General features: G+C 73.4%; 22 protein-coding genes. 5 read left to right on the forward strand and 17 right to left on the reverse strand.

Features of this window, described 5'->3' with window-relative positions; genetic code table 11:
- Nucleotides 1–8: 8 nt before the first annotated feature.
- The 6 genes from AC5R91_RS13310 to AC5R91_RS13335 form a co-directional block, all read right to left on the reverse strand.
- On the reverse strand, nucleotides 9–1,025 hold the full coding sequence (locus AC5R91_RS13310) for a polyprenyl synthetase family protein (protein WP_495397462.1): 1,017 nt from the start codon (nucleotides 1,023–1,025) through the stop codon (nucleotides 9–11).
- Complete coding sequence (hpnE, locus tag AC5R91_RS13315) at nucleotides 1,022–2,782, reverse strand: hydroxysqualene dehydroxylase HpnE (protein ID WP_495397463.1); 1,761 nt, start codon at nucleotides 2,780–2,782, stop codon at nucleotides 1,022–1,024. The genes AC5R91_RS13310 and hpnE overlap by 4 nt, the downstream gene beginning before the upstream one ends.
- On the reverse strand, nucleotides 2,779–3,690 hold the full coding sequence (gene hpnD, locus AC5R91_RS13320) for a presqualene diphosphate synthase HpnD (protein ID WP_495397464.1): 912 nt from the start codon (nucleotides 3,688–3,690) through the stop codon (nucleotides 2,779–2,781). The genes hpnE and hpnD overlap by 4 nt, the downstream gene beginning before the upstream one ends.
- Complete coding sequence (hpnC, locus tag AC5R91_RS13325) at nucleotides 3,687–4,679, reverse strand: squalene synthase HpnC (RefSeq protein ID WP_495397465.1); 993 nt, start codon at nucleotides 4,677–4,679, stop codon at nucleotides 3,687–3,689. The genes hpnD and hpnC overlap by 4 nt, the downstream gene beginning before the upstream one ends.
- Before the next feature lie 453 nt (nucleotides 4,680–5,132).
- Nucleotides 5,133–5,969 carry an SDR family NAD(P)-dependent oxidoreductase gene (locus tag AC5R91_RS13330; RefSeq protein ID WP_495397466.1) on the reverse strand — a complete coding sequence of 279 codons (837 nt, stop codon included), beginning with the start codon at nucleotides 5,967–5,969 and terminating at the stop codon, nucleotides 5,133–5,135.
- Nucleotides 5,970–7,020: 1,051 nt separating this feature from the next.
- Nucleotides 7,021–7,968 (reverse strand): TetR/AcrR family transcriptional regulator, encoded by a 948-nt coding sequence (locus tag AC5R91_RS13335; protein WP_495397467.1) that lies wholly within the window; start codon nucleotides 7,966–7,968, stop codon nucleotides 7,021–7,023.
- A 158-nt stretch (nucleotides 7,969–8,126) separates the two neighbouring features.
- Between AC5R91_RS13335 and AC5R91_RS13340 the strand changes: the two genes are divergently transcribed.
- On the forward strand, nucleotides 8,127–10,415 hold the full coding sequence (locus AC5R91_RS13340; protein WP_495397468.1) for an MMPL family transporter: 2,289 nt from the start codon (nucleotides 8,127–8,129) through the stop codon (nucleotides 10,413–10,415).
- A gap of 175 nt (nucleotides 10,416–10,590) precedes the next feature.
- Here AC5R91_RS13340 and AC5R91_RS13345 read toward each other — a convergent pair whose 3' ends face one another.
- From AC5R91_RS13345 to AC5R91_RS13385, 9 genes are all read right to left on the reverse strand, one after another.
- On the reverse strand, nucleotides 10,591–11,958 hold the full coding sequence (locus tag AC5R91_RS13345; protein ID WP_495397469.1) for an aspartate aminotransferase family protein: 1,368 nt from the start codon (nucleotides 11,956–11,958) through the stop codon (nucleotides 10,591–10,593).
- A gap of 246 nt (nucleotides 11,959–12,204) precedes the next feature.
- Complete coding sequence (locus AC5R91_RS13350) at nucleotides 12,205–13,362, reverse strand: ABC transporter substrate-binding protein (protein WP_495397470.1); 1,158 nt, start codon at nucleotides 13,360–13,362, stop codon at nucleotides 12,205–12,207.
- Between the two features lie 51 nt (nucleotides 13,363–13,413).
- Nucleotides 13,414–14,208 carry an ABC transporter permease gene (locus AC5R91_RS13355; protein ID WP_495397471.1) on the reverse strand — a complete coding sequence of 265 codons (795 nt, stop codon included), beginning with the start codon at nucleotides 14,206–14,208 and terminating at the stop codon, nucleotides 13,414–13,416.
- On the reverse strand, nucleotides 14,205–15,224 hold the full coding sequence (locus AC5R91_RS13360) for an ABC transporter ATP-binding protein (protein ID WP_495397472.1): 1,020 nt from the start codon (nucleotides 15,222–15,224) through the stop codon (nucleotides 14,205–14,207). The genes AC5R91_RS13355 and AC5R91_RS13360 overlap by 4 nt, the downstream gene beginning before the upstream one ends.
- Before the next feature lie 40 nt (nucleotides 15,225–15,264).
- Nucleotides 15,265–16,290 (reverse strand): ABC transporter permease, encoded by a 1,026-nt coding sequence (locus AC5R91_RS13365; RefSeq protein WP_495397473.1) that lies wholly within the window; start codon nucleotides 16,288–16,290, stop codon nucleotides 15,265–15,267.
- Complete coding sequence (locus AC5R91_RS13370; RefSeq protein ID WP_495397474.1) at nucleotides 16,287–17,456, reverse strand: TIGR03842 family LLM class F420-dependent oxidoreductase; 1,170 nt, start codon at nucleotides 17,454–17,456, stop codon at nucleotides 16,287–16,289. Before AC5R91_RS13370 ends, AC5R91_RS13365 begins: the two co-directional genes overlap by 4 nt.
- Nucleotides 17,457–17,460: 4 nt before the next feature.
- Nucleotides 17,461–18,951 (reverse strand): CoA-acylating methylmalonate-semialdehyde dehydrogenase, encoded by a 1,491-nt coding sequence (locus AC5R91_RS13375; RefSeq protein ID WP_495397475.1) that lies wholly within the window; start codon nucleotides 18,949–18,951, stop codon nucleotides 17,461–17,463.
- A gap of 94 nt (nucleotides 18,952–19,045) precedes the next feature.
- Nucleotides 19,046–20,488 (reverse strand): dihydropyrimidinase, encoded by a 1,443-nt coding sequence (gene hydA / locus AC5R91_RS13380; RefSeq protein WP_495397476.1) that lies wholly within the window; start codon nucleotides 20,486–20,488, stop codon nucleotides 19,046–19,048.
- Between the two features lie 122 nt (nucleotides 20,489–20,610).
- The gene (locus AC5R91_RS13385; protein ID WP_495397477.1) at nucleotides 20,611–21,450 is read right to left on the reverse strand and encodes a nitrilase-related carbon-nitrogen hydrolase; all 840 of its coding nucleotides are present in this window, start codon (nucleotides 21,448–21,450) and stop codon (nucleotides 20,611–20,613) included.
- A gap of 259 nt (nucleotides 21,451–21,709) precedes the next feature.
- Here AC5R91_RS13385 and AC5R91_RS13390 point away from each other — a divergent pair, with 259 nt between their 5' ends.
- Entirely contained in the window at nucleotides 21,710–23,038 is a 1,329-nt protein-coding gene (locus AC5R91_RS13390; protein WP_495397478.1) for an aminotransferase-like domain-containing protein, read from the forward strand.
- A 28-nt stretch (nucleotides 23,039–23,066) separates the two neighbouring features.
- Here AC5R91_RS13390 and AC5R91_RS13395 read toward each other — a convergent pair whose 3' ends face one another.
- The gene (locus AC5R91_RS13395) at nucleotides 23,067–23,843 is read right to left on the reverse strand and encodes an aquaporin (RefSeq protein WP_495397479.1); all 777 of its coding nucleotides are present in this window, start codon (nucleotides 23,841–23,843) and stop codon (nucleotides 23,067–23,069) included.
- Nucleotides 23,844–24,025: 182 nt separating this feature from the next.
- On the opposite strand from AC5R91_RS13395, the gene mtnB reads away from it, so the two are divergent.
- The gene (mtnB, locus tag AC5R91_RS13400) at nucleotides 24,026–24,784 is read left to right on the forward strand and encodes a methylthioribulose 1-phosphate dehydratase (protein WP_495397480.1); all 759 of its coding nucleotides are present in this window, start codon (nucleotides 24,026–24,028) and stop codon (nucleotides 24,782–24,784) included.
- 66 nt (nucleotides 24,785–24,850) lie between these two features.
- On the opposite strand, the gene mtnA is transcribed toward mtnB, so the two are convergent.
- Nucleotides 24,851–25,771, reverse strand: a complete 921-nt coding sequence (gene mtnA, locus AC5R91_RS13405) for an S-methyl-5-thioribose-1-phosphate isomerase (RefSeq protein WP_495397481.1) — start codon at nucleotides 25,769–25,771, stop codon at nucleotides 24,851–24,853.
- Between mtnA and AC5R91_RS13410 the strand changes: the two genes are divergently transcribed.
- Both AC5R91_RS13410 and mtnC read left to right on the forward strand, forming a co-directional pair.
- Nucleotides 25,731–26,114, forward strand: coding sequence for a cupin domain-containing protein (locus tag AC5R91_RS13410; RefSeq protein WP_495397482.1), 384 nt, complete (start codon nucleotides 25,731–25,733; stop codon nucleotides 26,112–26,114). The two genes, mtnA and AC5R91_RS13410, sit on opposite strands and share 41 nt — an antisense overlap.
- Nucleotides 26,111–26,821 carry an acireductone synthase gene (mtnC, locus tag AC5R91_RS13415; protein ID WP_495397483.1) on the forward strand — a complete coding sequence of 237 codons (711 nt, stop codon included), beginning with the start codon at nucleotides 26,111–26,113 and terminating at the stop codon, nucleotides 26,819–26,821. Before AC5R91_RS13410 ends, mtnC begins: the two co-directional genes overlap by 4 nt.
- Nucleotides 26,822–26,865: the final 44 nt, after the last annotated feature.

Genomic DNA, 26,865 nt, shown 5'->3' on the forward strand with positions numbered 1-26,865 from the left:
CGGCCTCCTCAGCGATCGCGCTCGGTCACGAAGCGGGCGAGGGCGAGCAGCTCCGCCTCGACCGCGGCCGGCATCGACAGCGAGCGCAGCACGTTCTCGCACGCCTTGAGCTGCCGGTCGGCCTCGGCGGTGGTCCAGTCCCGCCCGCCCGCCTGTTCGACCAGTTCGGCGATGTGCGCGAGTTCCGCCTCACTCGACTCCCCGGTGCCGACGAGGAAGGCACGCAGCTCCTCGGCGGCGCCGCCGCCGGCCTCCAGCGCGACCACCACCGGCACGGACTTCTTGCGGGAACGCAGGTCCGACAGCACCGGCTTGCCGGTGACCGCCGGGTCGCCCCAGATGCCGAGCAGGTCGTCGATGAGCTGGAAGGCCGTGCCGAGGCGGGAGCCGTACTCGGCGAGCGCGTCGACCATCTCGTCGGCGGCGCCGGCGAGCACGGCGCCGAGCGACGCCGAACAGGCCAGCAGCGCGCCGGTCTTGCCGTCCTCCATCCGCAGCGTGTCGGCCACGGTGACGTCGGAACGGCTTTCGAACATCAGGTCCTCGGCCTGGCCGCGGACCAGATCCTGGACGCCGGCGCCGAGGATCAGCGCCGCGCGCCGCGCGGCGTCCCCCTCGACCTCCAGCAGGACCTGGGTGGCGAGCCCCAGCAGGGCGTCGCCCGCCAGGATCGCGCCGTCGGCGCCGAAAACCGTCCAGGCCGTGGGCCGGTGGCGGCGCTCGGTGTCGCCGTCCATCAGGTCGTCGTGCAGCAACGAGAAGTCGTGCACGAGCTCGACTGCGACAGCGGCCGGCAGGCCGACCTCCGCCGGCGCGCCGGCGGCCTCGGCGGACAGCAGCGCCAGCGCCGGGCGGACGAGCTTGCCGCCGCCACCCGGCAGCGGTTCGCCGTTGGCGTCCACCCAACCGCGGTGGTAGGCGACGACGTGGCGAAGGCGCGGGTGCAGGCGGTCCACCACGGCGCGCAGCGCCGGCACGGTGAGGGTCCGCCCCCGCTCGATCGCATCCGGAACCGTCATGGTCATACCGGGAATCCCCCTGTGGATGAGTGCCCTGGCTGGCCGGTGGGCACCGGCCCGGTGACCGCCTTCGTTGCGGCGGTCACCGTGTTCTCCCCCCGTGGATCCGGAGAATCCGACGAATCCGATGCATTCGGTGCAACCGCTGTATCCAGCACAAGCGATGGGTCTGATGAAGGTGTGGTGCTCGTGGCGGGCGCCCCGTCGGCGCCCTGCCGTGGGAGGGCCCGAGCCGGTGCCGGTGATCGCCCGGCGACCCCCCGGTCTCCCCCGTCGGACCCGGCCAACCCGTTGACGACGACCCCCATACCGGCCAGGCTCTCACGGGTTGCAGCGAGTCCGCTACGCACAGCAGATTCCATGGTCGCCGGCCACCCGGTGTCGGTCCACGTGCCAGCCAGGGCAAAGCCGGGCAGTCCGGTCGACGTACCCGGGCGCAACGCGAGCGAACCGGGCGCCTGCCGGAAGGTGGCCGTCCGCTCCCGGGTCACGAAGACCTCGATCGGCGCGGCCGCGCGGGCGGCCGGGAACAGCCGAGCCATCTCGTCGACGAACAGCGTGCGCAGCTCGTTCGCCGACCGGTCGATCCACGGCTCGGCGGCCGACTGGGACAGCGCCAGGTACTGGGCACCCGGCGGACCCGAGGCGGCCAGGCCGGAGGAGATCGTCCGATCGAAGATCCACTGGATCGGCGAGTCGACGACGGCCAGGAACGGCCCCTCGATCACCTGCCGTGGATAGATCATGTGCACGTTGATGATCGGCGAGTCACCCAGCTCCCGCAGCCGCGCGGGCTGCGGGCCGGCGCCGGCCGGCAGCAGGTCCGCCGCCGCCGGTGGCGGCACCGCGAGGACCACGGCGTCGGCGCGCAGCCTGCCCGCGGCGTCGGTGCCGGGCACCGCCTCGCCGCGGTTGGTGCCGCCCGCGGTGACCGCGAGCTCCCAGCCACCGCCCGCGGCGGTGATGGAACGGACCTTGGCCCCCAGGTGCACGTCGGCGCCGGCTGCGGCCAGGGCGGCCATCGCCGCGTCGCCGTGCAGCCGGGCCAGCGGGACCTCCGCCCAGCCGAGGTCGCCGGCGTCGGCGCCGTCCAGCAGGCCCGTGCGCACGACCTTCGCCGCCAGGCCCAGCGAGGCCTCGGCGGCCGGTGCGTTCAGCGTCGCCACGGTCAGCAGCTCCCACAGCGCCTTCGTCGCCGCCGGGCCCTGGCCGTGGCTGGTCAGCCACGCGCCGAACGACCGCTCGTCCACCGCCGCGGAGCGCTGGTCGAGGCGGCCGAGCTGGAAGGCCGCGAGTCCGGCGCGCAGCCGCTCGGCGAGCGGCAGCGCCCGGTAGCCCAGCAGAGCCGGGGCCAGGTGCAGCGGCGCGGGCAGGCGCACGCTGGTGCGCCGCAGCCGGGTCCGGGTGAGCGAGTCACCGAGGAGGACCGGGACGTCCAGGCGGGGTTGCAGGGTGGTCAGGTGCTCCACCCCGAGGCGCGCAAGCAGCCCGCGATAGGCCGTGCAGCAGCGCATGAACACGTGCTGACCGGTGTCGATCCACAGGTCTCCCCGCCGGAACGACGTCGTCTGGCCGCCCAGGCGCGGCCGGGCCTCCAGCAGCGTCACCCGCGCCCCGCTGTCCACGGCGAGCAGCGCCGCGGCCATCCCGGCGAGGCCGCCGCCGACGACGACCAGGTGTGGTCGGGACTTGTCCAGACCCGCCGCCACGGTCACGCCGGCCACCCCGGCCGCCCCGCTCGTCCCGTCCGCCCCGGAGGTCATGCGGCGCTCGTCTCCGGTCGCCCGGCGAGGCTGCGGGCGGCGACGACCGCCTTCTGCCACCCCGGCAGCGCCAGCCGGCGGTCCAGCACGGCGGCCGGCTCGTTCTTGATCCGCCGGTTGAGCCGCAGGTAGATGCCGGCCATCGCGCCGCAACAGGCCGCGCTGCGCCGGTCGAGCAGGTCGAGCAGCACCATGCCGCGGTCGTACCACTCCTCGGCCCGCTGCGCCGAGGACCGCAGGTAGCCCAGCAGCGCCGTCGGCGGCCCGCCGAGACGACCGCTGGCGTCCACGGCGAGCTCGATCCCGGCGGCCTTGAGCTCCTGCGCCGGCAGGTAGATGCGACCGCCGAGCAGGTCCTCGCGGACGTCGCGCAGGATGTTCGTCTGCTGCAGGGCCACGCCGAGGGCATCGGCGATGGCCGGGGCGGAGCGGTCGGAGGCCGCCTGCTCGGTGCCGAAGATGCCCAGCGAGAGCCGGCCGATCGTGCCGGCGACGAGCCGGCAGTAGCCGACCATGTCGTCGAACGTGTCATACGTGGTGCCGTGCACGTCACTCTCGACGCCGTCGGCGAGTTCGATGAACGCCTCCAGCGGGATCGGGAAGCGCCGGGCGGCGTCGTCGAGGGCGACGTACATCGGGTCGGAGCTGCCCGAGCCCAGGTTGTTGACCTCGGCCCGGACCTGGGCCAGCCCGGCGAGCTTCTCCTCGGGCGGCAGGTCCCCGTCGCCGATGTCGTCCAGGTGGCGGGCCAGCGCGTAGACGGCGCTGAGCGCGCCCCGTTTCTCGGGGGGCAGCAGGCGGATGCCGTAGGAGAAGTTCCGCGCCGCCTCCTTGGTCAGCGCCTCGCACGCGGCGTAGGCCTCGGCGACGGTCGGCCGGCTCACCGGGTTCGGCACCGGGCTGCTCATCGGCCCTCCTCCGAGCCGCGGCGAGCCGCGACGCCGGTCGCGCTGGTCGCGGTCGCCACCGCCGCGGCGGTGCGGGCCGCCGCCGGCGCTCCCGGGGCCGCCGACTGCGCGAGCGCCACCAGGGCGAAGCGTGCCATCCGCGGCTTGGGTGCCTTGGGCGGGCCGCCGAGCACGTCGTAGCCGGCGCGGCGGATCGCGTCGAGCGCCGCGCGGCCCCCGCCGACGAAGCCGGCCAGCGCCAGCTTCAGCCGGCCCGGCACCATCGAGACCAGCGGCGCGCCCTGGTCGATCACGGTGCGGGCGCGGCTGACCTCGAAGGCCATCAGGTGGCGCACCGCCGGGCTCGCCACCTTCGCCCGCAGGTCGTCCTCGGTGACCCCGAAGGTGTCGAGGTCCTCCTGCGGCAGATAGATGCGCCCGGCGGCCAGATCCTCGGCGACGTCCTGCCAGTGCTCGGCGAGCTGCAGCGCGGTGCACACCCGGTCGGAGAGCACGACCCGGTCGGGGGTGGCGAGCCCGAACACGCCGAGCACCATCCGGCCGATCGGATCGGCCGACAGGGTGCAGTAGCGGACCAGGTCGTCGAACGTCTCGTAGCGGGTGACCCGCTGGTCCTGGCGGTTGGCCTCGACGAGCCGCTCGAAGGGCTCGGCGGGCAGGTCGCAGGTGCGCACCGTGCCCGCGAGCAGGCGCAGGACGGAGAGCTCCGGCTCACCGCCGGCCCAGATCACCGACAGATCGTCGGCGAGGCGGTCGAGCAGGATCAGCCGATCGCCCTCGGCCTCGTCGCCGATGTTGTCGACGAACCGGCTGAAGGCGTACAGAGCGTTGAAATGGGCGCGCACGGCCGCGGGCAGCACGATCGGCGAGACCGGAAAGTTCTCCGCCGGCGCGGCGCGCAGGAGGTGTTCGGCGGGAGTGGACAGGCCCGTCGCGCCCGACAGCGCAGGCGTGCGTGGTGGGCCGGTTGGGGCGTCGATGGCGGTCATACGCCTCTCCTTCGATGACGGTCTGCACTCCGGGCGCGGTGTGCCGGGATGGGGGTCCCCGCGGAGGCCGCGGCCGGCGCCGGGACCTTGGTCGGCGCCGGGACCTTGGTCGGCGCCAGGACCTTGGGGCAGCGCCGAGGTTCGACGGGTCCTGCGCTGGCGACGACCCGGTCCGTCGACGGGACCAGGGCGCCGATCGCACCGGAGGTCATGGGCGCGCCTCACGCGGACCTGCTCCTCAGGTCCGGACGGACCGGCTCATGCGACCGGTCCTGGCAGGCGTGCCGTGTTGCCACCCGGGTTCCGGCGGCGCGGGACCGACGGCGCCATGCGCCCCCGGCCCCACCCGGCGCGTCTGCCGCCGGCGGCCCGAAGGCCGCCGGAGCTGTGGTCGGTGTCACTCACCCCCAATTGGCGACACAGGCCAGCCGGCAGCACGCTCCCGGTACCGGATCATCCGAAGACACCCGCCAACCTGCGGTACAGCGACGGCACCGCGCCGTGGACCCGCACCGCGCCGAGCAGCCAACCTGGCACCCAGACCTCCGCGCTGCCCCGTCCCGCCGCCGCCAGCATGCGCTCGGCGACCAGCGCGGCCGGGATCGGCCGCGGCCATCGCCGAACGTACGGCGCCCCACGGCGGTGGAAGAACGGGGTGTCGACGACGCCAGGTAAACACAACGTCACCGTGATGCCTCGTCCGGCGACTTCGGCCCGCAGCGCGTCAGCGAAGCCGACCATCGCCGCCTTCGTCGCGGAGTAGGCCACCTCGCCGCGCACACCAAGTGCTCCGGCGATGCTGCCGACGATCAGGATGCGCCCCTGCCCACGATCGAGCATGGCCGGCAGCATGGCCCTGACCAGCGCCATCGGCGACAGGACGTTGACCGCGACAAGTTCCGCGATCGCCTCCGGCGACATCACGTCGAACGGGCCGGCGGCGCCGAGCCCCGCCGAGCACACCAGCAGGTCGACATCGCCGAGCAGCTCACTGGCCCGGGAGGCGACCGCCACCTCCGAGCCGGCGGCCGACAGGTCGACGGAGATGCGGTGACCCTCCGTGGCTGCGGCGACCTCGTCCAGCGCCGCGCCGTTACGGCCGACCAGCAGCGAGCGGCAGCCCCCGGCGGCCAGCAGCAGGGCGGCCTCCCGGCCGATGCCGCTGGATGCGCCGGTCACGACGGCCGTTCGAGGTGGCCAGGTGGCGGGGGCTGTACCCGTTCGCGCGGTCCGGTTGGTGAGGACGGTCAACCCTCCCTCACGGAAAGCAGGCCGGGACCGTGTGCTCATGACACACCACTTCCGGTCGTTCCTTTCACGCAGTTCTCCCCCGCGGGCACTGGTTGCACGTCACCTGCTACTTTCCCCACTCATCTCGCCCCGCGTCGCGAGGTGGCCCGACCGAGCATGATCGGCATGGTCCGATGGCACGAGCTCTCCCGTCGGACCACCGCTTCGACCACACTCGATGGCCGTGCCGATCCGGACAGCTACTGCTTCTCAAGCGTCGGACTCCGGACCCTGGGCGCGCGAGCACCACCGGGTCCACGACTCCCACCATTTCACCGTCCCGCCGTCGGATCGTCCATGGTCAGATGGGCGACATCGGGGCGAGCGGATCACATGCGCGGCTCCGGACTCCCTATCACACTCCCTCTATCGTCACGGCCCCCACTATCGGGGCCGCCCCGCTATCGCGACCGCGGGTGCGGTCCGATTTGACGGTCGTACGATGGATTCGGGATCTTCTCCTGGGACGTGCGAACCGCTTCCCACGGCCGGCCCGGGTATTGGAGTGATTTCCCACCGCATTGCCTACGGCGGAATTACCCGGCGACGACTCGCGGCAGGGCCGTCACCACGACATCACAACCGGCGGACGCAGGCCCGTCACCTCCGCCGTCAGTACCCTGCCGTCAGTCCGATCGGGTCGCCACCGGAGCAGCCCCGTCGGCGCTCAGGGTCATCCGTGGATCGTTCCCGCGCCGGGTCGGGCCGGTCCGTGACGTACGCCGGACAGGCTGGTGGGGCATCGTCCGAGCACTGATCCATCCTCCACACGACGACCACCCTACCGCCTTCGACAAACGTGATCGAAAGCGGCATTTCTCCGAACCTAATGGACGGACTGCCGGGCGGGGATATCACCCGTCACGGTGACATCCGACACATGGGCCCCGAAGATGCATCACGGGAGGTCCGACAGTGGTTGCCAGTACGACGACGGAGGCACGTTCGGTGGCTGCCGGGGGTGCCGACTACCCCAATCGGACACTCAACCGGACCAGTCGATCACCCGCACGAATGCCGGTTCAATCCACCCATCCATCCAGCGGATGGACTACCCCGGGTGGATGCCCGACGGATTCGCCCCACCGATCCGGGTGACCCCGACTCCGCGCACACCGGGAAGCGTGGATGAGGAAGAAATCGACGGCGCGGACAGCGCCCCGGATGTCGCGGATTCCACGCACGATCCGGTGGTCCCGGGGGACCGGACACCCTCGCCCGCACCGGGGCGGCAGGCGGCCCCCGGTGCCCAGGGCGCCGGTTCCTCGGCGCCGAGAGCGGCGAGCGCGGCGGCCACGATCTCGCGCCGCTCGATGGCCGAGACCAGTGGGCGCATGCTCTGCGGCAGCCGGGCCGCCACGCTGCGCAGCGCCGCCGAGCACAGCGGCTCGCCGCGGCCGGACGCACCGCTCAGGTTGGACCCGCTGAAGGCGACCAGCGCGTCACCGGAAACCGCCCCGGCCCCGGCGCCGTCGGCGTCCTCAGCCCGGGCCTGGGCCTGGGCGCGCTCGATCGCCATCCCGAGAATCCCCGCGCGCAGCGCGCCGACCGCGCAGTGCGCCCGCAGCAGCCGCAGATCCGACGGCGCCGGACCGGCGAGCGCCCCGACCAGGGCCTGCTGCAGGGAGAGCATGTCGCTCTTGCCGATCTTGCGATGGATCACCGAGGGATCGTTCACGAAGGCGAGCAGGACGCCGCCAGGGCCGGCCATGATGTCGACCATCCGCTCCAGCAGGACCCGGGCGCTCGGCGGCGGCGACTGTCGGACCAGTTCGACCAGCCGGCCCAGCTCGGAGACGAAGGGCTCCAACAGCGCGTCGAGGATCGTCTCCTTCGACGAAAAGTGATAATAGAGTGCTGCCTTTGTCACGCCGAGTCGCTCGGAGATGTCCCTCACAGACGTGCCGGCATACCCTTGCTCTCCGAAGAGGCTCACCGCGGCGGCAAGGATCCGCGACCTGGTATCGCTCGCTGACCCGGGTGACGTCGACTCGACCATGGCAGCCCTGCACCCCTCCGATCGAGTCCGCGACGAATGTTACCCTCAAGCTTACCTACTAAACGACCGGTAAGTTCCCAGGTAGCAAGCAACAACCGCTGCCGATCAAGACGTCGCAGGTGACGACACCGCCGATCATCAACGCTCGAGGGGAAACCGTGGCTTCGCTCGCCCGATGGTGCTTCAGGCACCGCCGGCTCGTACTGCTCCTGTGGATCGTCGCGATTGCCGTCCTCGGAGGGGTCAGCCAGGCGGCCGGAAGCGACTACAAGGACGCCTTCTCCCTGCCCGGCACCGACTCGCAGAAGGCGATCGACCTGCTGCAGCGCGACTTCCCGGCGGCTTCGGGAGACAGCGCCACCATCGTGCTGCACAGCAAGAACGGCGCCGCCATCACCGACCCGGCCCTGCGGGCGCCGGCGACGGAGATGCTCGACAAGCTGGCCAAGGTCCCGCACGTCTCGGACGTCGGCAGCCCCTACGGCCCGCGCGGGGCCTCGCAGATCAGCAAGGACGGGCACACGGCCTTCGCCACGATCGACTTCGACGAGCAGGGCATCGACCTGCCCAAGGACGACATCCAGCAGCTCGTCGACACCGCCCGCGGCTACGACAACGGCACCCTGCAGGTCGAGGCCACCGGTCAGGTCGTGTCGATCACCGAGCAGCAGCAGCAGAGCTACAGCGAGCTGATCGGCATCGTCGCCGCGGCGATCATCCTGTTCATCGCCTTCGGCTCCCTGCTGGCCGTGACGCTGCCACTGATCACCGCCATCGTCGCGCTCGGCGTCGGCAGCCTGCTGATCATCCTGCTCTCCCACGTGCTCACCATCGCCGAGTTCAGCCCGATCCTCGCGACCCTGATCGGCCTCGGCGTCGGGATCGACTACGCGTTGTTCATCGTCAACCGGCACCGCATCGGCCTGCGGGCCGGCAAGTCCCCCGAGGAGGCCGCGGTCACCGCGGTGAACACCTCGGGTCGCGCCGTGCTGTTCGCCGGCATCACGGTCTGCATCGCGCTGCTCGGCATGTTCGCCCTCGGGGTGAGCTTCCTGTACGGCGTGGCGATCTCGGCAGCGGTGGCCGTCGCGATGACCATGGCGGCGGCCGTCACGCTGCTGCCCGCCCTGCTGGGCTTCTACGGCATGCGGGTGCTCAACAAGCGCGATCGGCGCAAGCTCGTCGACTCCGGCCCGGAGCCCGAGAACGCCGGGGGCTTCTGGTGGCGCTGGGCCAAGGGCATCGAGCGCCGGCCCCGGCGGTTCGCCGTCATCAGCGGCGTGGTGATCCTCGTCATCGCGATCCCGTTCTTCTCGCTGCGGCTCGGCTCCTCCGACCTCGGCAACGGCGACACGACCAAGACCACCAAGCGCGGGTACGACCTGCTCGCCGACGGCTTCGGCCCCGGCTTCAACGGTCCGTTCACGATCGTCGCGGAGATCAAGTCGCCGCAGGACACGGCCAACCTGAACGCCGTGGTGAAGGCGGCCCGCGCCACCCCGGGCGTCGCGTCGGTGTCGGAGCCGCGGCCGAGCCCGAACGGCCAGGCGGCGATCGCCACCCTGTACCCGACGACGAGCCCGCAGGCCGAGGACACCTCGAAGCTGCTGAAGAAGCTGCGCGACGACGTCGTCCCGCAGGCCAACCCGTCCGACACCGGGATCTACGTCGGCGGCATCACGGCGATCTTCGAGGACTTCTCCAGCACGCTGTCCAGCAAGCTGCCGCTGTTCATCGGCATCGTGGTCGTCCTCGCCTTCCTGCTGCTGGTGGCGGTCTTCCGCAGCCTGCTGGTGCCCTTGACCGCCTCCGTGATGAACCTGCTCGCGGTCGGCGCCGCCTTCGGCGTCGTCGTCGCGGTGTTCCAGTGGGGCTGGGGTTCGTCGGTGTTCAGCATCACCGGCGGCCCGGTCGAGGCGTTCATCCCGGTCATCCTGTTCGCGATCCTGTTCGGCCTGTCCATGGACTACGAGGTGTTCCTGGTCAGCCGAATGCACGAGGAGTGGACCGCGCGCCGGGACAACCGGCTCGCCGTCTCGCTCGGGCAGGCCGAGACCGGCCGGGTCATCTCCGCCGCCGGCGCCATCATGACCCTGGTGTTCGCCTCGTTCATCCTCGGCGACGAACGCGTGATCAAGCTGATGGGTCTCGGGCTCGCGAGCGCGATCGTGATCGACGCGTTCATCATCCGGACCGTCCTCGTGCCCTCGCTCATGCACATCTTCGGCAAGGCGAACTGGTGGGTGCCGGCCTGGCTCGACCGGGTCCTGCCGCGGATCTCCGTCGAGTCCGCCGAGGACATCGAGGAGCTGCAGCACGCCCCGCTGCCCGCGGACGCGCTGACCTCCGCCGGCCATCCGGTCGACACCGGCGGTCACGTCCGCCAGGTCCCCGGACAGGCGGGACGGGAGGAGGACAGCCCCCGCGCGGGGGAACCCACCCACTGAGGCGACCCGCCGGGACGCCCCCCAGGCAGGGGGGCGTTCCACGCGGACCGATGAACCGATGAACCGGAGCCCTGGCAGGCATGTACCTGCCGGGGCTCCGGCGCGTGCGGGGGGTGCGAAGAGGTGGGGTGCTAGGAGGTGGGGTGCGGGGAGGGGGTGCGGGGAGAGCGGGCGGTCAGCCCGTGGTGAAGCCGTCGGCGACCGTCAGCGCCTCGTCGAGGATCGCCAGACCGGTGCGCGCGTCCGCCTCGGAGATGGTGCACGGCGGCACCACGTGCACCCGGTTGAAGTGAGTGAACGGCCACAGGCCGCGCTCGCGGCAGGCCGCGGCGACCGCACCCATCGGGGCCGCGGCCGGGCCGGCGGCGTTGAACGGCACGAGCGGTTCGCGGGTGGCGCCGTCGCGGACCAGCTCCAGTGCCCAGAACACACCGAGCCCGCGGACCTCGCCGACCGAGGGGTGGTTGGCCGCCAGCTTCGCCAGCTCTGGCCCGATCACCTCGGCGCCGAGCATCCGCACGTGGTCGAGGATCCCCTCCGCCTCGAACGCCTCGATCGAGGCGACCGCGGCGGCGCAGCCCAGCAGGTGCCCGGAGTACGTCAGCCCGCCCGGATAGGGGCGCTCGGCGAAGGCGTCGGCGAGGTGCGGGGCGAGGATCACCCCGCCGAGCGGGACGTACCCGGAGTTCACGCCCTTGGCAAAACAGATCAGATCCGGGACGACCCCCCAGTGGTCGACGGCGAACCACTCGCCGCACCGGCCGAAGCCCGACATCACCTCGTCGGCGATGAACACGATGCCGTGGGTGTCGCACAGGTCACGCACCCCGGCGAGGTACCCCGGCGGCGGTACCAGGATCCCGTTGGTGCCGACGACCGGTTCGACGATGATCGCCGCGATCGTCGCCGGGCCCTCCAGCGCGATCACCTCCGCGAGGTGGGCGAGCGCGCGGTCGGACTCCTGGGCGGCGTCGGCGGCGTGGAACGGCGAGCGGTACGGGTAGGGCCCGAAGAAGTGCACCACGCCGGGGATCCCCGGCTCGCTGGGCCAGCGCCGCGGCTCCCCGGTCAGGGTGATCGAGCCGCCGGTAGCCCCGTGGTAGGAGCGGTAGGCGGCGAGGATCTTGTGGCGGCCGGTGGCGAGCCGGGCGATGCGCACCGCGTTCTCGGTGGCCTCGGCCCCGCCGTTGGTGAAGAAGACGCGGTCGAGGTCGCCCGGCGCGCGCTCGGCGATGAGGCGCGCGGCGCGGGAGCGCACCTCGTGGGCGTGGAACGGCGCGACGGTGGTCAGCGAACGGGCCTGCGCGGCGATCGCCTCGACCACCGCCGGGTGCTGATGGCCGATGTTGGCGTTGACGAGCTGCGAGGAGAAGTCCAGGTAGCGCCGGCCGGACTCGTCCCAGAACCAGCTCCCCTCGGCGCCGGCGACGACCACCGGGTCGAGGCTGGCCTGCGCCGACCAGGAGTGGAACACGTGCCGACGATCGTCGAGGTACGCCTCGCTGCGGCCGGCGGCGCCGGGGATGGCGGGGGTGGTCGTCAAGGGATCGGGTCCTCTCCTCGTCGTCGGCGTCCCACGGATGGGACCGCCCGGTCCGCGCGGACGCGCCGCGCGCCACCGACCCGCGGTCGGGCCGGCCGGCGCGCGGCGGCGCCACGGACCATCCGATCTCACCGGCGCCGGGAGCGGGGGCGCCGTCGGTGTGACGGCTGAGACGGTGTGACGGCTGTGCCGGCCTGAGACGCTGTGCCGGCTGAGACGCTGTGCCGGGTCAGCCGGCGGGACGGGTCAGCCGCCGCCCGGGTTCAGGGTGACGGTCAGCGGCTTGAAGCTCGACCCCGTGACGTCGACGCCGTCGCCCTTGAGCGCCGACAGCGCCTGCTCGACGTACTGGTTGGTGTAGGCGAGCCCCTCGGGGGCCTTGGTGAGGACGGTCTGGCCGTCGGCGTTCTTCGTCGCCCTGGCGATCTGGACGGTCCGGTCCCAGGCCGCCTTGTCGACCATGCCGATGCCCTCCGGTGACGGCCAGACCAGCTTGTTGACCTCGTTGGTCTGCCAGAGCTGATGGCTGGCGCCGAGCTTGGAGCCGGCGGCGACGACCAGGTCACGGCACTCCTGGGCGTGGTCGCGGCAGTAGATCCAGCCGCGCAGCGACCCGGTCAGGAACTTCGTCGCCGTCTGCTGGTACGCCTTGTCGTTCTGGAGCTTGTCGGTGGAGGCCCACACCGCGTCCTGGAGCATGGCGGTGCCGACGTCGTTCCAGTCGACGACGGTGAAGTCCGACGGCTTGTACAGCTCGCCGGTCTTCGGGTTCTTCGCCTCCAGCACCTGGGCGTACTCGTTGTAGCTCATCGCCTGGGCGGCGTCGATGTCCCCGGAGAGCAGCGCGTTCATGTCGAACTGCTGCTGGACGAGGGTGACGTCCTTGCCGGGGTCGAGACCGGCCTTGGTCATGCCGGCGAACAGCTCGTACTCGTTGCCGAAGCCCCAGTTGCCGACCTTCTTGCCCTTGAGGTCGGCCGGCCCGCTGATGCCGGCGCCGGCGAAGCTGACCTGCCGGGTGCCGGAACGCTGGAAGATCTGCGCGATGTCGGTGATCTGCGCGCCCTGCTCGCGGGAGGCCAGCGCCTTCGGCACCCAGGCGACGGCGAAGTCGGCCTGCCCCTGGGCCAGCACCGTCTGCGGCACGATGTCCGTGCCGCCCTCCAACAGGCTGACGTCGAGACCGGCGTCGCGGTAGAAGCCCTTCTCCTTCGCGGCGATGTAGCCGGCGAACTGCGCCTGGGTGAACCACTGCAACTGCAGCTTCACCGGGGTGAGCTTCGCCCCGGTGCCGGTCGTCGACGCGTCCGAGCCGCTGCTGCCCCCGTCCGAGCCGCAGGCAGCCAGGGCCAGCACCGCGGCCAACCCGGCCGCGAGCCCGCCCAGCGTCCTTTTCCTTCTCATGTCGCTCCCGTTACCCCTTGTGAATGAATGCCGGATTCCCGGTTTGTGGCGTTACCGGCCGATGTGTCGGCGCCAGGGCATCGCCGCCCTCTCCACCGCCAGGACGACCAGGTAGAACAGCAGGCCCAGCAGGCAGGCCGCGACGACGAACGCCCACGCCCGGGGGTAGGCGCTGTTCGCCGCCGCCGAGGTGATCCGCGAACCGAGACCGTTCTGCCGGCCGCCGAAGTACTCGGCGACGACCGCGGCGATGACCGCGAGCGATGAGGCCAGCCGAAGTCCGGTGAAGAAGAACGGCAGCGCCCCGGGCAGCGACACGGTCCGGGCGAACCGCCACGGCCCGACCGCGAGGCCGCGCATGAGCTCGCGGTGCACCGGGGCGACCTCGCGCAGCCCGCGGGCGGTGTTGACGAACACCGGGAAGAACACGACGACCGCGACCACCGCGCGCCGCGGCACCGAGGACGTCGTCGAGAACATCGCGTTGAACAGCGGGGCCAGCACGATGATCGGGATCGCGTTCATCGCGGCGGCGACCGGGGCGAGCATCCCGTCGATCAGCCGGGAGCGCGCCGCCACGATCGCCGCGACCAGCCCCGCGACCGCGCCGACCGCCAACCCCACCGCCGCGTTGACCCCGCTGACCCACGCCGCCGACCGGATCGGACCGACGTGCTCGCGAAACTGGTGGGCGATCGCCGTCGGGCTCGGCAGCAGGTAGGGCTGCACGTCGCCCAGGTCGACGAACGCCTGCCAGGCGCCGAGGACGACGACCGCGACGACGAGCGGTGGCAGGATCGCCCGCCCGCGGGCCAGCACCCGGGCGGTCGGCCGAACCCCGTTCACGAAGCCCCGACTCCCGCCGAACCGGCCCCCGCCGAATCGGCCCGCACCGAACCGGCCCGCACCGGACCGGCCCGCACCGGACCGGCCCCCACCGGACCGGCCCCCGCCGGCGCGCCGCCGCCCGACGCAACGCGCAGCGGGGCGGACTCGCCGGCGCGCAGCGCCTCGCGCACGGCGGTGACCGCGGCGAAGAACTCGGGCTGCTCCCGCAGGTCGGTGCTGTCGACGCCGCGGCCCGCGCCGGCCCGCGCCGCCAGCTCCACCGGGACCATCGCCGTGATCCGCCCCGGCCGCGCCGACATGACCGCCACCCGGTCGGAGAGGAACACCGCCTCGGGGATCGAGTGGGTGACGAGGATGACGGTGGTCCCGGTCTCCCGCCGGATGCGGGCGAGCTCCGCCTGCATGCGCTCGCGGGTCATCTCGTCGAGGGCGCCGAACGGCTCGTCGAGCAGCAGCAGCCGGGGCCGCTCGGCGAGGGCGCGGGCGATGGCCACCCGCTGCTGCATGCCGCCGGAGAGCTGGCCGGGCCAGTGGCCGGCGAAGTCCGCGAGCCCGACCAGGTCGAGCAGCTCCCGGGCGCGGGCCCGGCGTTCGGCCTTGCGCATTCCGTGGACCTGCAGCGGCAGTTCGACGTTGCCGAGCACCGTGCGCCAGCCGAACAGGCCGGCCTGCTGGAAGGCGATGCCGTAGTCCTGGTCGAGGCGGGCCTGGCGGGCCGGCCGGCCGCCGACGAGGATCTCCCCCTGGGTCGGCGGGATCAGGTCGGCGACCAGCCGCAGCAGCGTCGACTTCCCGCAGCCGGACGGCCCGATCAGCGAGACGAACTCGCCGCGGGCGACTGTCAGGTCGATGTCCGTCAACGCCACGGTGGGCGCCGCCCCGGCAACGTCGAACGCCTTCGTCACCCCGCGCACCACCACCGCCGCATCCGTCGTGGCCGGCGCATCCGTCGTGGCCGGCGCCGCGCCGGCCGCCTCGGCCGCGCCCGTCGCCGGGGTGAACTCCGCCGTCATGCCACTCGTCCTCGCCTCCGTGCGCCGCCCGCGCGGGCCGTCACGCATGACGGCCCCACCGGCGGCCGACCGCCGCTTCCAGCAACGCCACCGCGGCTGCCATGACCAGACCGGTGACCGCGGCGCCGAGCACCGCGTCGTACAGCCGGGTCGCGTCGCTGCTCGCCGACATGGAGTAGTCGATGATCAGCCGCCCGACGCCGCCGCGGGTGCCGGTGGAGATCTCGGCGACGACCGTGCCGATCACCGCCGAGGCGGCCGCGAGCCGCAGCGCCGGCATCAGGTACGGCACCGACGCCGGCAGCCGCAGCCGGACCAGCGTCTGCCACCACGACGCCGCGTAGCTGCGCATCAGCTCCACCGACTCCGCCGCCGGCGCCTGCAGCCCGCGCAGCATCCCGACGGCGACCGGGAAGAACGCCAGATACGCGGCGATCAGCGCCACCGACATCCAGCGCTGCCATTCGAGGCCGCCCAGGTGCAGCCGGCCGCCCCAGCCGGCCACCAGCGGGGCGAGCGCGACCAGCGGGACGGTCTGGCTGGCGATCACGTACGGCAGCAGCCCGCGCTCCAGCACCCGCAGGCGGGCCATCGCGACGGCGAGCAGCACGCCGACGGTGACCCCGACCCCGAAGCCGGCGAGCGCCACCCGCAGCGAGAACCACATCCCGCGCAGCACCGACTCCCCGACGGTGCGGTCGTCGCGCAGGCTGAGCTCGGGCCGGCCCAGCTCCGCCAGCACCGACCAGACGTGCGGCATGGCCGTGTCCGTGGTCCGCGGCAGCACCGGCGCGCCCCACAGCCGGGTGCCCTGCGGCGACCCGACCGCCTTGTAGCCCTCCCACACGGCGCACAGCAGCACGAGCGCGACGAGCGCGAGGACCCCCCGGCGCAGTCGGTCCCGCGCCGCCGCGCCGACGGTCCGCCGCCGCGACGGCAGGCCGAGCGGGTCGGGGCCCTCGGGGTCGCCGGCGGGCGCGGAACCAGTGGCGGGACCAGTGGCGGGACCAGTGGCGGGACCGGTGGCGGTCGCCGCCGCGGCCGTCGACAGGGCGGCGTCGGTCATCCGCCGGCCACCGAAGTCGGGTCCGCAGGCGGCGGCGCCTCGGGCTGCACCGCCGGCTGCACTGCGGGCGGCACCGCGGGCGGCGTCGCCGACGGCGCCGAGGTCGCCGGGGCGACCGGGGCGGGGGGCTGGGTGCCGGCGGAGGTGGCGCGCACCGTGCCGGCGACGGCGGGGATCACCGTCTCGCCGTACGCCTCGAGGGTCGCGAGCTTGGCGTCGTGCTGCAGGTAGACGGCGAACTGGTCGACGCCGAGTTCGGCGAGCTGCGCCAGCCGTTCGATGTGGGCCTCGGGCGGGCCGAGCAGGCAGAACCGGTCGACGATCTCGTCGGGGACGAACGTGGTGTGGGCGTTGCCGGCCCGGCCGTGCTCGTTGTAGTCGTAACCCGTGCGGCCGGCGATGTAGCTGGTCAGCGCGGTCGGCACGGAGCCGTCCGCGCCGTAGCGGGCGACGAGGTCGGCGACGTGGTTGCCGACCATCCCGCCGAACCAGCGGCACTGGTCGCGCTGATGGGCCAGCGACAGCGGGTCCGCGGCGCCGACGTAGGCGGGGGCCGCGACGCAGAACGTCACCGCCGCCGGGTCGCGCCCGGCCCGCTCGGCGGCGCGGCGCACCGCCCGGATGGTCCAGGCGGCGATGTCCGGGTCGGCGAGCTGGAGGATGAACCCGTCGCCGATCTCCCCGGTCAGCGCCAGCGCCTTCGGCCCGTAGGCGGCGATCCAGACGTCGAGCCGACTCGCCGCGCCCCACGGCAAGCGCACGGTACTGCCGCCGACCTGCGCGCTGCGGCCGTTCGCGAGCTCCCGCACGACGCCGACGCACTCGCGCAGCGTCGCCAGCGACACGGGCTTGCCGTTGAGGACCCGCACGGCCGAGTCGCCCCGGCCGATCCCGCAGATCGTCCGGTTGCCGAACATCTCGTTGAGGGTGGCGAACAGCGACGCCGTGACCGTCCAGTCGCGGGTAGCCGGGTTGGTCACCATCGGCCCGACCAGCACCTTGCGGGTCGCGGCGAGGATCTGGCTGTAGATGACGAACGGCTCCTCCCACAGCAGGTGGGAGTCGAAGGTCCAGACGTGGCTGAAGCCCAGGTTCTCCGCCTGCCGGGCGAGGTCGATCACCCGGGAGGCGGGCGGGTTCGTCTGCAGCACCACTCCGACGTCCACCGCGTCACCTCGTCCGGGGGAAGCCGAGGTCGACCGAGCTCGTCGCCGGGTCGGGCCAGCGGGAGGTGACGACCTTGGTCCGGGTGTAGAAGCGGATCCCGTCCGGGCCGTACATGTGCAGGTCACCGAACAGCGAGCCCTTCCAGCCACCGAAGCTGTAGTAGGCGACCGGCACCGGGATCGGCACGTTGACACCGACCATCCCCGCCTCGACCTCGGCGGTGAACCGCCGGGCGGCCCCGCCGTCGCGGGTGAAGATCGCCGCGCCGTTGCCGTAGGGGTTGTCCTCGATCAGCCGCAGCGCCTCGTCGTAGGTGGCGACCCGCACGACGGCGAGCACCGGGCCGAAGATCTCGTCGGTGTAGACGGCGCTGGCCGGCCGCACGTGGTCGACGACGCTCGCGCCGAGGAAGAAGCCGGGGCCGCTGGTCGCGGGGTCGGTGCGGCCGTCGACGACGACGCTCGCCCCCTGGGCGGTGGCGAGGTCGAGGTAGCCGGCGACCCGGTCCCGGTGCGCCGCGGTGATCAGCGGACCCATCTCGCTGGCCGCGTCGTAGCCGGGTCCGACCCGGATGCCGCGCACCCGCGCGGCGATCGCCTCGACCAGCGGGTCGGCGATCTCCCCGACCGCCACGACCACCGACACCGCCATGCAGCGCTCGCCGGCCGAGCCGTAGGCGGCGGAGACCGCGGCGTCCGCGGCCGCGACGATCTCGGCGTCGGGCAGGACGACCAGGTGGTTCTTCGCCCCGCCGAGGGCCTGCACCCGCTTGCCGGCCGCGGTGGCGCGTTCGTAGACGTAGCGGGCGATCGGGGTGGACCCGACGAAACTCACCGCGGCGACGTCGGGATGGTCGAGCAGCGCGTCGACGGCGACCTTGTCGCCCTGCACCACGTTGAGCACGCCGTCCGGCAGCCCGGCACGCCCCAGCAGCTCGGCGAGGAACAGCGCCGGGGACGGGTCGCGCTCGCTGGGCTTGAGCACGAACGCGTTGCCGCAGACCAGCGCGTTCGCGAGCATCCACAGGGGCACCATCGCCGGGAAGTTGAACGGGGTGATGCCGGCGACGACGCCGAGCGGCTGGCGCACCTCGTGCACGTCGACGCCGGCGGAGACCTGCTCCGAGTAGCCGCCGCGCAGCAGGTGCGGGGCGCCGCAGGCGAACTCGACGTTCTCCAGGCCGCGGGCGATCTCGCCGAGCGCGTCGTCGAGAGTCTTGCCGTGCTCGGCGGTCAGCAGCCGGGCGACCTCCTTGCGGCCCGCGTCGAGCAGGTCGCGGAAGCGGAACATCACCTCGGCGCGCCGGCCGAGCGGCCTCGCCCGCCAGCCCGGGGCCGCCGCGCGGGCGGCCGCGACCGCGGCGCGCACCTCGTCCGAGGAGGCGAGGGCGACCCGGGCCTGCTGCTCCCCGGTCGCCGGGTTCCACACCGGTGCGTGGCGGCCGGCGGGATCAGCCACCGCCACGCCGCCGATCAGGTGGCCTATCGTCCTCATCGCCACGCACCCCTTCCGTTTCGCCGCGCGCCCGGGGCGCCCGGCATCAGGTGGTCCACCGCCGCAGCCGTCATCGCCGCAGCCGTCATCGCCCTCAACGCAGGTACTGGGACAGGCCGCGGGGCACATAGCGGCCGTGACCGGCGCGGCCCGTGAACCGCCCGGCGGAGACGACGACGGATCCGCGGGAGAGCACCGTGTCGACCTTCCCTGCGATCTCGAAGCCCTCCCAGGCCGAGTGGTCGAGGTTCATGTGGTGGGTCGCGGCGCTGATCGTCGTCGTCGCGTTCGGGTCGTAGACGACGATGTCCGCGTCGGAGCCGGGGGCGATGACGCCCTTGCGCGGGTAGAGGCCGAACATCCGCGCCGGGGTGGTCGCGCAGGTCTCGACCCAGCGCTGCAGTGAGATCTTCCCGGTCACGACGCCCTGGTAGATCAGGTCGATGCGGTGCTCGACGGTCCCGATCCCGTTCGGGATCTTCGAGAAGTCACCCCGGCCCAGCTCCTTCTGCTCGGCGAAGCAGAACGGGCAGTGGTCCGTGGAGACGACGGCGAGGTCGTCGGTGCGCAGCCCCCGCCAGAGGTCGTCGGCGTGCGCGGCGGTGTTCGTGCGCAGCGGCGGAGAGGCGACGTACTTGGCGCCCTCGAAGCCGGGGGCGCCCAGGTGCTCCTCCAGGCTCAGGTACAGGTACTGCGGGCAGGTCTCGGCGAACACGTTGCGCCCGGCGGCCCGGGCGGCGCTGACCACCCCGAGGGCCTCGGAGGCGGACAGGTGCACGAAGTACAGCGGGGGGTTGCCGGCGACCTGGGCGAGCACGGATGCCCGGTGGGTGGCCTCGCCCTCGAGCGCCGGCGGTCTGGTCAGGCCGTGGTGGATCGGGTCGGTGTCCCCGCGGGCCAGCGCCTGGGCGACGAGGACGTCGATGGCCAGGCCGTTCTCCGCGTGAATCATGATCGTGGCGCCGGAGTCGGCGGCGCGCTGCATCGCCCGCAGGATCTGGCCGTCGTCGCTGAAGAACACGCCGGGGTAGGCCATGAACAGCTTGAAGCTGGTGACGCCCTCGTGGGCGACGAGGGAGTCCATCGCCTTGAGCGCGGCCTCGTCGACCCCACCCATGATCATGTGGAAGCCGTAGTCGATCGCGCACTGACCCTCGGCCTTGGCGTGCCAGGCGGCCAGACCCTCCTCGACGACCTCGCCGGTGCGCTGCACGGCGAAGTCGACGATCGTGGTCGTGCCGCCCCAGGCCGCGGCGGCCGAGCCGGTGGCGAAGGTGTCGGAGGCCGCGGTGCCGCCGAAGGGCAGCTCCATGTGGGTGTGCACGTCGACCCCGCCCGGGATGACGTACTTGCCGGTGGCGTCGATGACCCGGTCGGCCTCGACGGCCGGCCGACCCGCCCCGCTCGCCGCCGCCGCGTCGCCGGCCGGTGCCGGCGGCGCGAGCAGGGCGGCCACCGTCTCGCCGTCGACGAGCACGTCCGTCGGGGCCGCGCCGAGCGGCCCGACCAGCGTCCCACCCGTGATGAGCGTTCTCATGCGTCAGCTCCCTCTGTGCGGCGGGGGTCAGGGGACGGCGGGGGTCAGGGGACGGCGGGGGTCAGGCGGCGGCGATGGAGTCAGCGGCTGCGATGGAGTGAGGGTGCGGTTCAGGGTGCGGTTCAGGGTGCGGTGAGGTCGCCGTAGGCGTCCGGCCGGCGGTCCCGGTAGAACGCCCAGCGGTTGCGCACCTCGGCCAGCAGGTCCAGGTCGAGGTCGCGGACCATCAGCTCGGGCTCGTGCGCGTCGCCGGTGCCGTCGACGAAGGCGCCCTCGGGGTCGACGAAATAGGATGTGCCGTAGAAGTCGTCGTCGCCGAGATCCTCGATCCCGACCCGGTTGATGGCGCCGATGAAGTACTCGTTCGCGACCGCCGCGGCCGGCTGCTCCAGTTTCCATAGATAGTTGGACAGGCCGCGGGACGTCGCGGATGGATTGAACACGATCTCGGCGCCGTTCAGGCCGAGCGCCCGCCAGCCCTCGGGGAAATGCCGGTCGTAACAGATGTAGACGCCGACCCGCCCGATCGCGGTGTCGAAGACCGGGAATCCCAGGTTTCCCGGCCGGAAGTAGAACTTCTCCCAGAACCCGGTCACGTGCGGGATGTGGGTCTTGCGGTACTTGCCGAGATAGCGGCCGTCGGCGTCGAGGACGGCCGCGGTGTTGTACAGCACGCCGGGCTGCTCCTGCTCGTACATCGGCAGCACCATGACCATGCCGAGCTCCGCGGCCAGCGCCTGGAAACGCTCGGTCGTCGGCCCCGGAACCGACTCGGCGTAGGCGTAGTAGGCGGGGTCCTGCACCTGGCAGAAGTACGGGCCGTAGAACAGCTCCTGGAAACAGATCGCCTTCGCTCCGGCGGCGGCGGCGGCGCGGGCGTACTCCTCGTGCGCCTTGATCATCGTTTCCTTGTCGCCGGTCCAACGGGCCTGGACGAGAGCGGCTCGAATCACCCTGGACATGCCTGCACCACCCCTGTCGCCTGCCCGCCGGGCCGCCGCGTGTTCGCCCCGACGGTCTGCCGTAGAAATCTGTTGTGCCAGATTCGCCGTGCACCGCTTCCGCGCACCGCCGCGGACCGGTCCGGTGCAGTTCGCCGTACCCCATCGCCGGTCCACGCACGCCGGAGGATCGGTTTTGCGTGACCGCAGACTACTGTCACACTTCAACCCGGACAATCGTCCTGTTGTTACCATTTGTTACAGGCAGGGGACGAATGCCATGCTCGAACTGATCGCCGCCGCGGTGGACGACCGCTCCGCGCGGGGCATCGCCGGGGCGGTGAGCCGGCTTGTCTCCGCGGGGAGTCTGCCCGGCGGGGCCCGGCTGCCCACCGTGCGGGAACTGGCCGCGATCCTCGGGACGAGCCCGACCACGGTGAGCCAGGCCTGGCGCACGCTGGCGCGCGCCGGGGTCATCGTGCCGCGCGGGCGGGCGGGGACCTTCGTGCTGGAGGGCGCCGCGCCCACCGTCGGCGGGGCGCGGCGCTACCGGCGGGTCACCCGCAGCCCTGGACGGATCGGGCGGGACTACTCCACCGGCACACCCGACCCGGCGCTGCTGCCCGACCTTGCCCCCGCGCTGGCCCGGATCGCCCGAGGCAACCTGACCACCAGCTACCTCGACGACCCCGTGCTGCCCGGGCTGGAGAAGGCGCTACGGGCCCGCTGGCCGTTCTCCCCCGAGGCGATCACGGTGGTCGACGGTGCCATGGACGCCCTCGACCGGGTCACCGGCTCGCTGGTCGGCTACGGCAGCCGGGTGCTGGTGGAGAACCCCTGCTTCCCGCCGCTGCTCGACCTGCTGGAGCTGGTCGGCGCGGAGGTCGTCGCACTGCCCTCGGACGCCGCCGGGGTGCGTCCCGACGCGGTGCGCGAGGCGCTGGCCACCCGCCCGGTCGCGCTGTACCTGCAGCCGCGGGCGCAGAACCCGACCGGGGTGAGCATGACCGAGCACCGCGCCCGTGAACTGGCCGAGCTGCTCGCCGGCACCGGGGTGACCGTGATCGAGGACGACCATGCCGGCGACGTGGCCCTCGCGGCACCGGTGAGCCTCGGCCGCCACCTGCCGGCGTCCTGCGTGCACATCCGCAGCTTCTCCAAGAGCCACGGCCCGGACCTGCGCCTGGCCGCCGTCGGCGGGGTCGCCGCCACCGTCGAGGCGGTGGCCACCCGCCGGCTGCTCGGCCCGGGTTGGTCGAGCCGCCTGCTGCAGGCCGTCCTCGCCGAACTGCTGGAGGACCCGGCCACCGGGCGCACGCTCGCCGCCGCCCGTGCCCGCTACTGCGCGCGCCGGGAACGGATGCTCGTCGCGCTCGCCGCCCGCGGGGTGCGGGCGGTCGGCGCGGACGGCATCAACCTGTGGGTCGACGTCGCCGACGAACAGGTCGCCCTGGTCGCGCTCGCCGCCCGCGGCATCGGAGCCGCGCCCGGCACGCCGTTCGAGGCGGCTCCGCTGGACGGCGACCATCTGCGCGTCACCGTCGGGCTCATCGCCGACGAGCTCATCGAGGCGACCGCCGACGCGCTGGCCGACGCCGCCCAGGGCTGAGCCGCGCCGATCCGGCGCCCCATCCGGCCTACTCGACGCCGCCGCGGATGAGCCGGGCGGTCTCCCGCGCGAGCCGGCTCAGCGACTCCTGCGGCAACTCGGCCTCGGCGGTGGACGCGCTGACCTGCGATCCCGGGCGCAGGCCGAGGTAGGCGGCCGCGGCGAGGGCGGCGCCGATCGCCGGCGCCAGGATGAACAGCCAGAGCTGCCCGAGCGCCCAGCCTCCGACGAAGACGGCCGGGCCCAGCGAGCGGGCCGGGTTCACCGAGGTGCCGTCGAGCGGGATGCTGATCAGGTTGCACAGGACGAGGACCAGCCCGATCGCGAGACCCGCGAAGCCGAACGGCGCCTGGACGTCGGTCGCGCCGAGCACCGTGAACACCAGCAGCGCGGTGAGCAGGATCTCGACGAGGAAGACGCCGCCGAGGCCGTAGCCACCCGGCGAGTGCACGCCGTAGCCGTTGGCACCGAGCCCCTGCACGTCGGGCGAGTACCCGAACGGCCCCGCGTCGGCGAGCAGCCAGACCGTGCCCGCGGCGACGACCGCGCCCACGCACTGCGCCGCGACGTAGCCGAGCGCGTGCCTCGGGTCGATCTTCCGGCACAGCAGCAGCCCGAGGGTCACCGCCGGGTTCACGTGGCAGCCGGAGATCGGCCCGATCACGTACACCAACACGAGCAGCGCCAGCCCGAACGCCAGCGCGATCCCGAGCACGCCCACGGCGTCGCGGGCCAGCACGGCCGTCCCCACCCCGCCAAGAACCAGCACGAACGTTCCGAGACCTTCGACCAGGTACCTGCGCACGCGGCACCCCCTCCGCTGCCGGGACCGCCCCGGCTGCAGCCGGGCGGCACGTCCATCTAGTCACTCCAAGCACCTGAATAGTTCCACAGGGTTCCCAACCCCGCCAGATGATCAGGTGCCAGCCATCGGCGGACGGGCCGGATGTGCCGCGACGGGCCGGCCGCGCGCCCATACTCACTGTCATGGCCACGGCACCGGCGGCGCCCGGCGACGACAGCGGCGGGCATGACGGCGGCAGCGTTACCGGCTGCGGCAACGGCGGCGGCGGGTTCGAACCGGGCGCCGCGCTCGCCGGGGAGGCGGCGCGCTACGCGCGGCTCGGCTGGATGCGGGCGACCTCCGGCAACATCTCGGTGGTCGTCGGGACGGATCCCGTGCGGATTCTCGTCACCGCGAGCGGCCTGGACAAGGGCGCCCTCACCGCGGCCGACGTCGCCGAGGTGGACGGCGCCGGGGTACCGACGGGACGGCTGCCGACCGGGGGGGTGCCGACCGAGCTGGCGCAGCCGCCGGATGCGGGCGGGTCGCGGGCGGCGGGCGGCCCGCTGCGGCGGCCGTCGGCGGAGGCCGTCCTGCATGCCCGGCTGATCGGCCTGACCGGGGCCGGTGCGGTCGTCCACCTGCACACGGTCTCCTCGGTGCTGGCCGCCGACCGGTTCCCGGCCGGGCTGACCCTGCGCGACCACGAGATGCTCAAGGCGCTCGGCCGCGCCGCCGACGGGGATCCGGTTCGGCTGCCGGTCGTCGCGAACAGCCAGGACATGGCCGTGCTCGCCGGGCGGGTGAGCGCGGCGTGGGAACCGGCGACGCCTGCGGTCCTCGTCGCCCGGCACGGGATGTACGTCTGGGGCACCGACCTGCTCGCCGCCCGGCACCGGGCCGAAGCGGTGGAGTGGCTGTGCGAGTGGGCCGTGCGCACCGCCGAGCGCACGGTCGGGTGACGCAGGGGACCGCCCCGCGCAGCGGACGGCCCGGTGACCGGGGAGGCCGCCCAGCGGTGCGGGTGGTCAGGTGACCGTGGGGAGCGGGCCGCCGGGCCTCGCGCCGTCCTCGGTGACCAGGAGGCTGACCAGGTGGGCGGGGGTGACGTCGAACGCGGGATTGAAGCCGCGCACACCCGGCGGCGCGGTCGGGCGGCCGGCCAGCGTGAGCACCTCCGCGCCGTCGCGCTCCTCGATCGGGATGTCCGCCCCCGCCGGGGTGTCCGGGTCGATCGTCCAGCGCGACGCGGCGACGACGAACGGGATGTCCGCGTAGGCGCAGGCCAGCGCGATCCCGACCGTGCCGACCTTGTTCGCGACGTCCCCGTTGGCGGCGATCCGGTCCGCGCCGACCAGCGCGACGTCGACCAGGCCGCGCAGGATCGCGCCCGCGGCGGCGCCGTCGGCCTGGATCCGGCAGTCGATGCCGGCCCGGGCGAGCTCCCAGGCGGTCAACCGGCTGCCCTGCAGCAGCGGCCGCGTCTCGTCGACGTGGACGACCTCGACCGCGCCGCGGGCGTGCAGTTCGCGGATGACACCAGGCGCGGTCCCCCACCCGGCGGTGGCGAGCGCGCCGGTGTTGCAGTGCGTAAGCACCCGCAGGGGGCGCCGGGTCGTGCGGGCGAGCACGCCGTCGGCGCCGTGCCGGCCGATCGCCCGGTTGTCGGCCTCGTCCTCGGCGGCCAGCCGCTCGGCCACCGCCAGCACCGCCGGCAGGCCGTCGGGGATGCGCCGGGCGGCCGCGTCGACGCCGGCGGCCAGCGCCAGCGCGGTCGGCCGGGCGCCCCGCAGGCGGCGCAGCGCCGCGTCGAGCCGCCCGGATTCCCAGCCGTCGCGCTCGGCGCTGCGCAGCGCCGAGCGCGACGTCGCCGCCCTGCGCCCGACCGCGGCGGGGAACTGGCGCGAGGTGGCGGGCGCCGCGCGGGAGCGATTTCTCGCCGAGCACACCCACGACGACGACGAGATCCGGTTCTTCGCGGCCGGCAGCGGCGTGTTCTACCTGCACGTCGACGACCGGGTGCAGGCGGTGCGCTGCGAGGCCGGCGATCTGATCAGCGTGCCGAAGGGTACGACCCACTGGTTCGACATGGGCGTCGATCCGGATTTCGCCGCCGTCCGGTTCTTCCGCGCCGAGGACGGCTGGGTCGGCGCGTTCACCGGCAGCGACATCGCCACTCGGATTCCTGATTTCGACGCCCTCGCCCGGCGGGCCTCGAGCGCCGCCCAGCCGGCGGCGGAAACGGCGGCCGCCGCAGCGCCGGCCCGTGGAAGGCCGGCCGCGGCCCCGTGAGCCCGCCGCGCCTGAGCGCCGGGCTGGCCCTGCTCGACATCGAGGGGACGACCAGTCCCACCGCCGCCGTGCTGGGCACCCTGTTTCCGTATGCCCGGGCGCGGCTGGGGCCGTGGGTCCGCGAGCACGGCGATGATCCAGAGGTGCGCCGGATCGTCGCCGAGGCGCGGTCGCTGCTCGGTGAGGCCGACGCGCCGGTGGAGCGGGTCGTCGCCGCGCTCGCCCGGTGGAGCGACGACGACCGCAAGGTGGCGCCGTTGAAGGCGCTGCAGGGGCTGATCTGGGCGGCGGGTTTCGCGGCCGGGGAGCTCGACGGCGCGCTGTTCGACGACGTGGCCCCCGCGTTGCGGCGCTGGCACGCGGCGGGAGTCCGGCTGGCGGTGTTCTCGTCGGGTTCGGCCCGGGCCCAGCGGGCCTGGTTCGCCGCGACTCCGGCGGGCGATCTGACCGGTCTGTTCGACGGGTACTTCGACATCGACAGCGCCGGGCCCAAACGCGATCCGGCCGCCTACCGCCGGATCGCCGCCGAGCTCGCCGTGGCGCCGCGGCGCGCGGTGTTCCTGTCCGACGTGTCCGCCGAACTCGACGCCGCGGCGACAGCCGGGTTCGCCACCGTCGCTGTCCTGCGGCCCGGCGAGCCCCACCACGTCGCCGGTGATCATCGCCGCGCCGCGTCGTTCGCCGAGATGGCCATCGACCCAACCTGACCCGCCGGCGTCCCCCCGACTCGCCGGCGTCCCTGATTCGCCGC

The organism is Frankia sp. BMG5.60 (assembly GCF_059428125.1).

Bases quoted from the DNA above. Each gene is read 5' to 3' on its own strand.
- AC5R91_RS13335 (WP_495397467.1), bottom strand. From the start codon at position 7,968: ATGGTCGAGTCGACGTCACCCGGGTCAGCGAGCGATACCAGGTCGCGG.
- mtnB (WP_495397480.1), top strand. From the start codon at position 24,026: ATGGCCACGGCACCGGCGGCGCCCGGCGACGACAGCGGCGGGCATGAC.
- hpnD (WP_495397464.1), bottom strand. From the start codon at position 3,690: ATGAGCAGCCCGGTGCCGAACCCGGTGAGCCGGCCGACCGTCGCCGAG.
- AC5R91_RS13350 (WP_495397470.1), bottom strand. From the start codon at position 13,362: ATGAGAAGGAAAAGGACGCTGGGCGGGCTCGCGGCCGGGTTGGCCGCG.
- AC5R91_RS13375 (WP_495397475.1), bottom strand. From the start codon at position 18,951: ATGAGGACGATAGGCCACCTGATCGGCGGCGTGGCGGTGGCTGATCCC.
- hpnC (WP_495397465.1), bottom strand. From the start codon at position 4,679: ATGACCGCCATCGACGCCCCAACCGGCCCACCACGCACGCCTGCGCTG.
- hydA (WP_495397476.1), bottom strand. From the start codon at position 20,488: ATGAGAACGCTCATCACGGGTGGGACGCTGGTCGGGCCGCTCGGCGCG.
- AC5R91_RS13390 (WP_495397478.1), top strand. From the start codon at position 21,710: ATGCTCGAACTGATCGCCGCCGCGGTGGACGACCGCTCCGCGCGGGGC.
- AC5R91_RS13385 (WP_495397477.1), bottom strand. From the start codon at position 21,450: ATGTCCAGGGTGATTCGAGCCGCTCTCGTCCAGGCCCGTTGGACCGGC.
- AC5R91_RS13360 (WP_495397472.1), bottom strand. From the start codon at position 15,224: ATGACGGCGGAGTTCACCCCGGCGACGGGCGCGGCCGAGGCGGCCGGC.
- hpnE (WP_495397463.1), bottom strand. From the start codon at position 2,782: ATGACCTCCGGGGCGGACGGGACGAGCGGGGCGGCCGGGGTGGCCGGC.
- AC5R91_RS13330 (WP_495397466.1), bottom strand. From the start codon at position 5,969: ATGAGCACACGGTCCCGGCCTGCTTTCCGTGAGGGAGGGTTGACCGTC.
- AC5R91_RS13365 (WP_495397473.1), bottom strand. From the start codon at position 16,290: ATGACCGACGCCGCCCTGTCGACGGCCGCGGCGGCGACCGCCACCGGT.
- AC5R91_RS13310 (WP_495397462.1), bottom strand. From the start codon at position 1,025: ATGACCATGACGGTTCCGGATGCGATCGAGCGGGGGCGGACCCTCACC.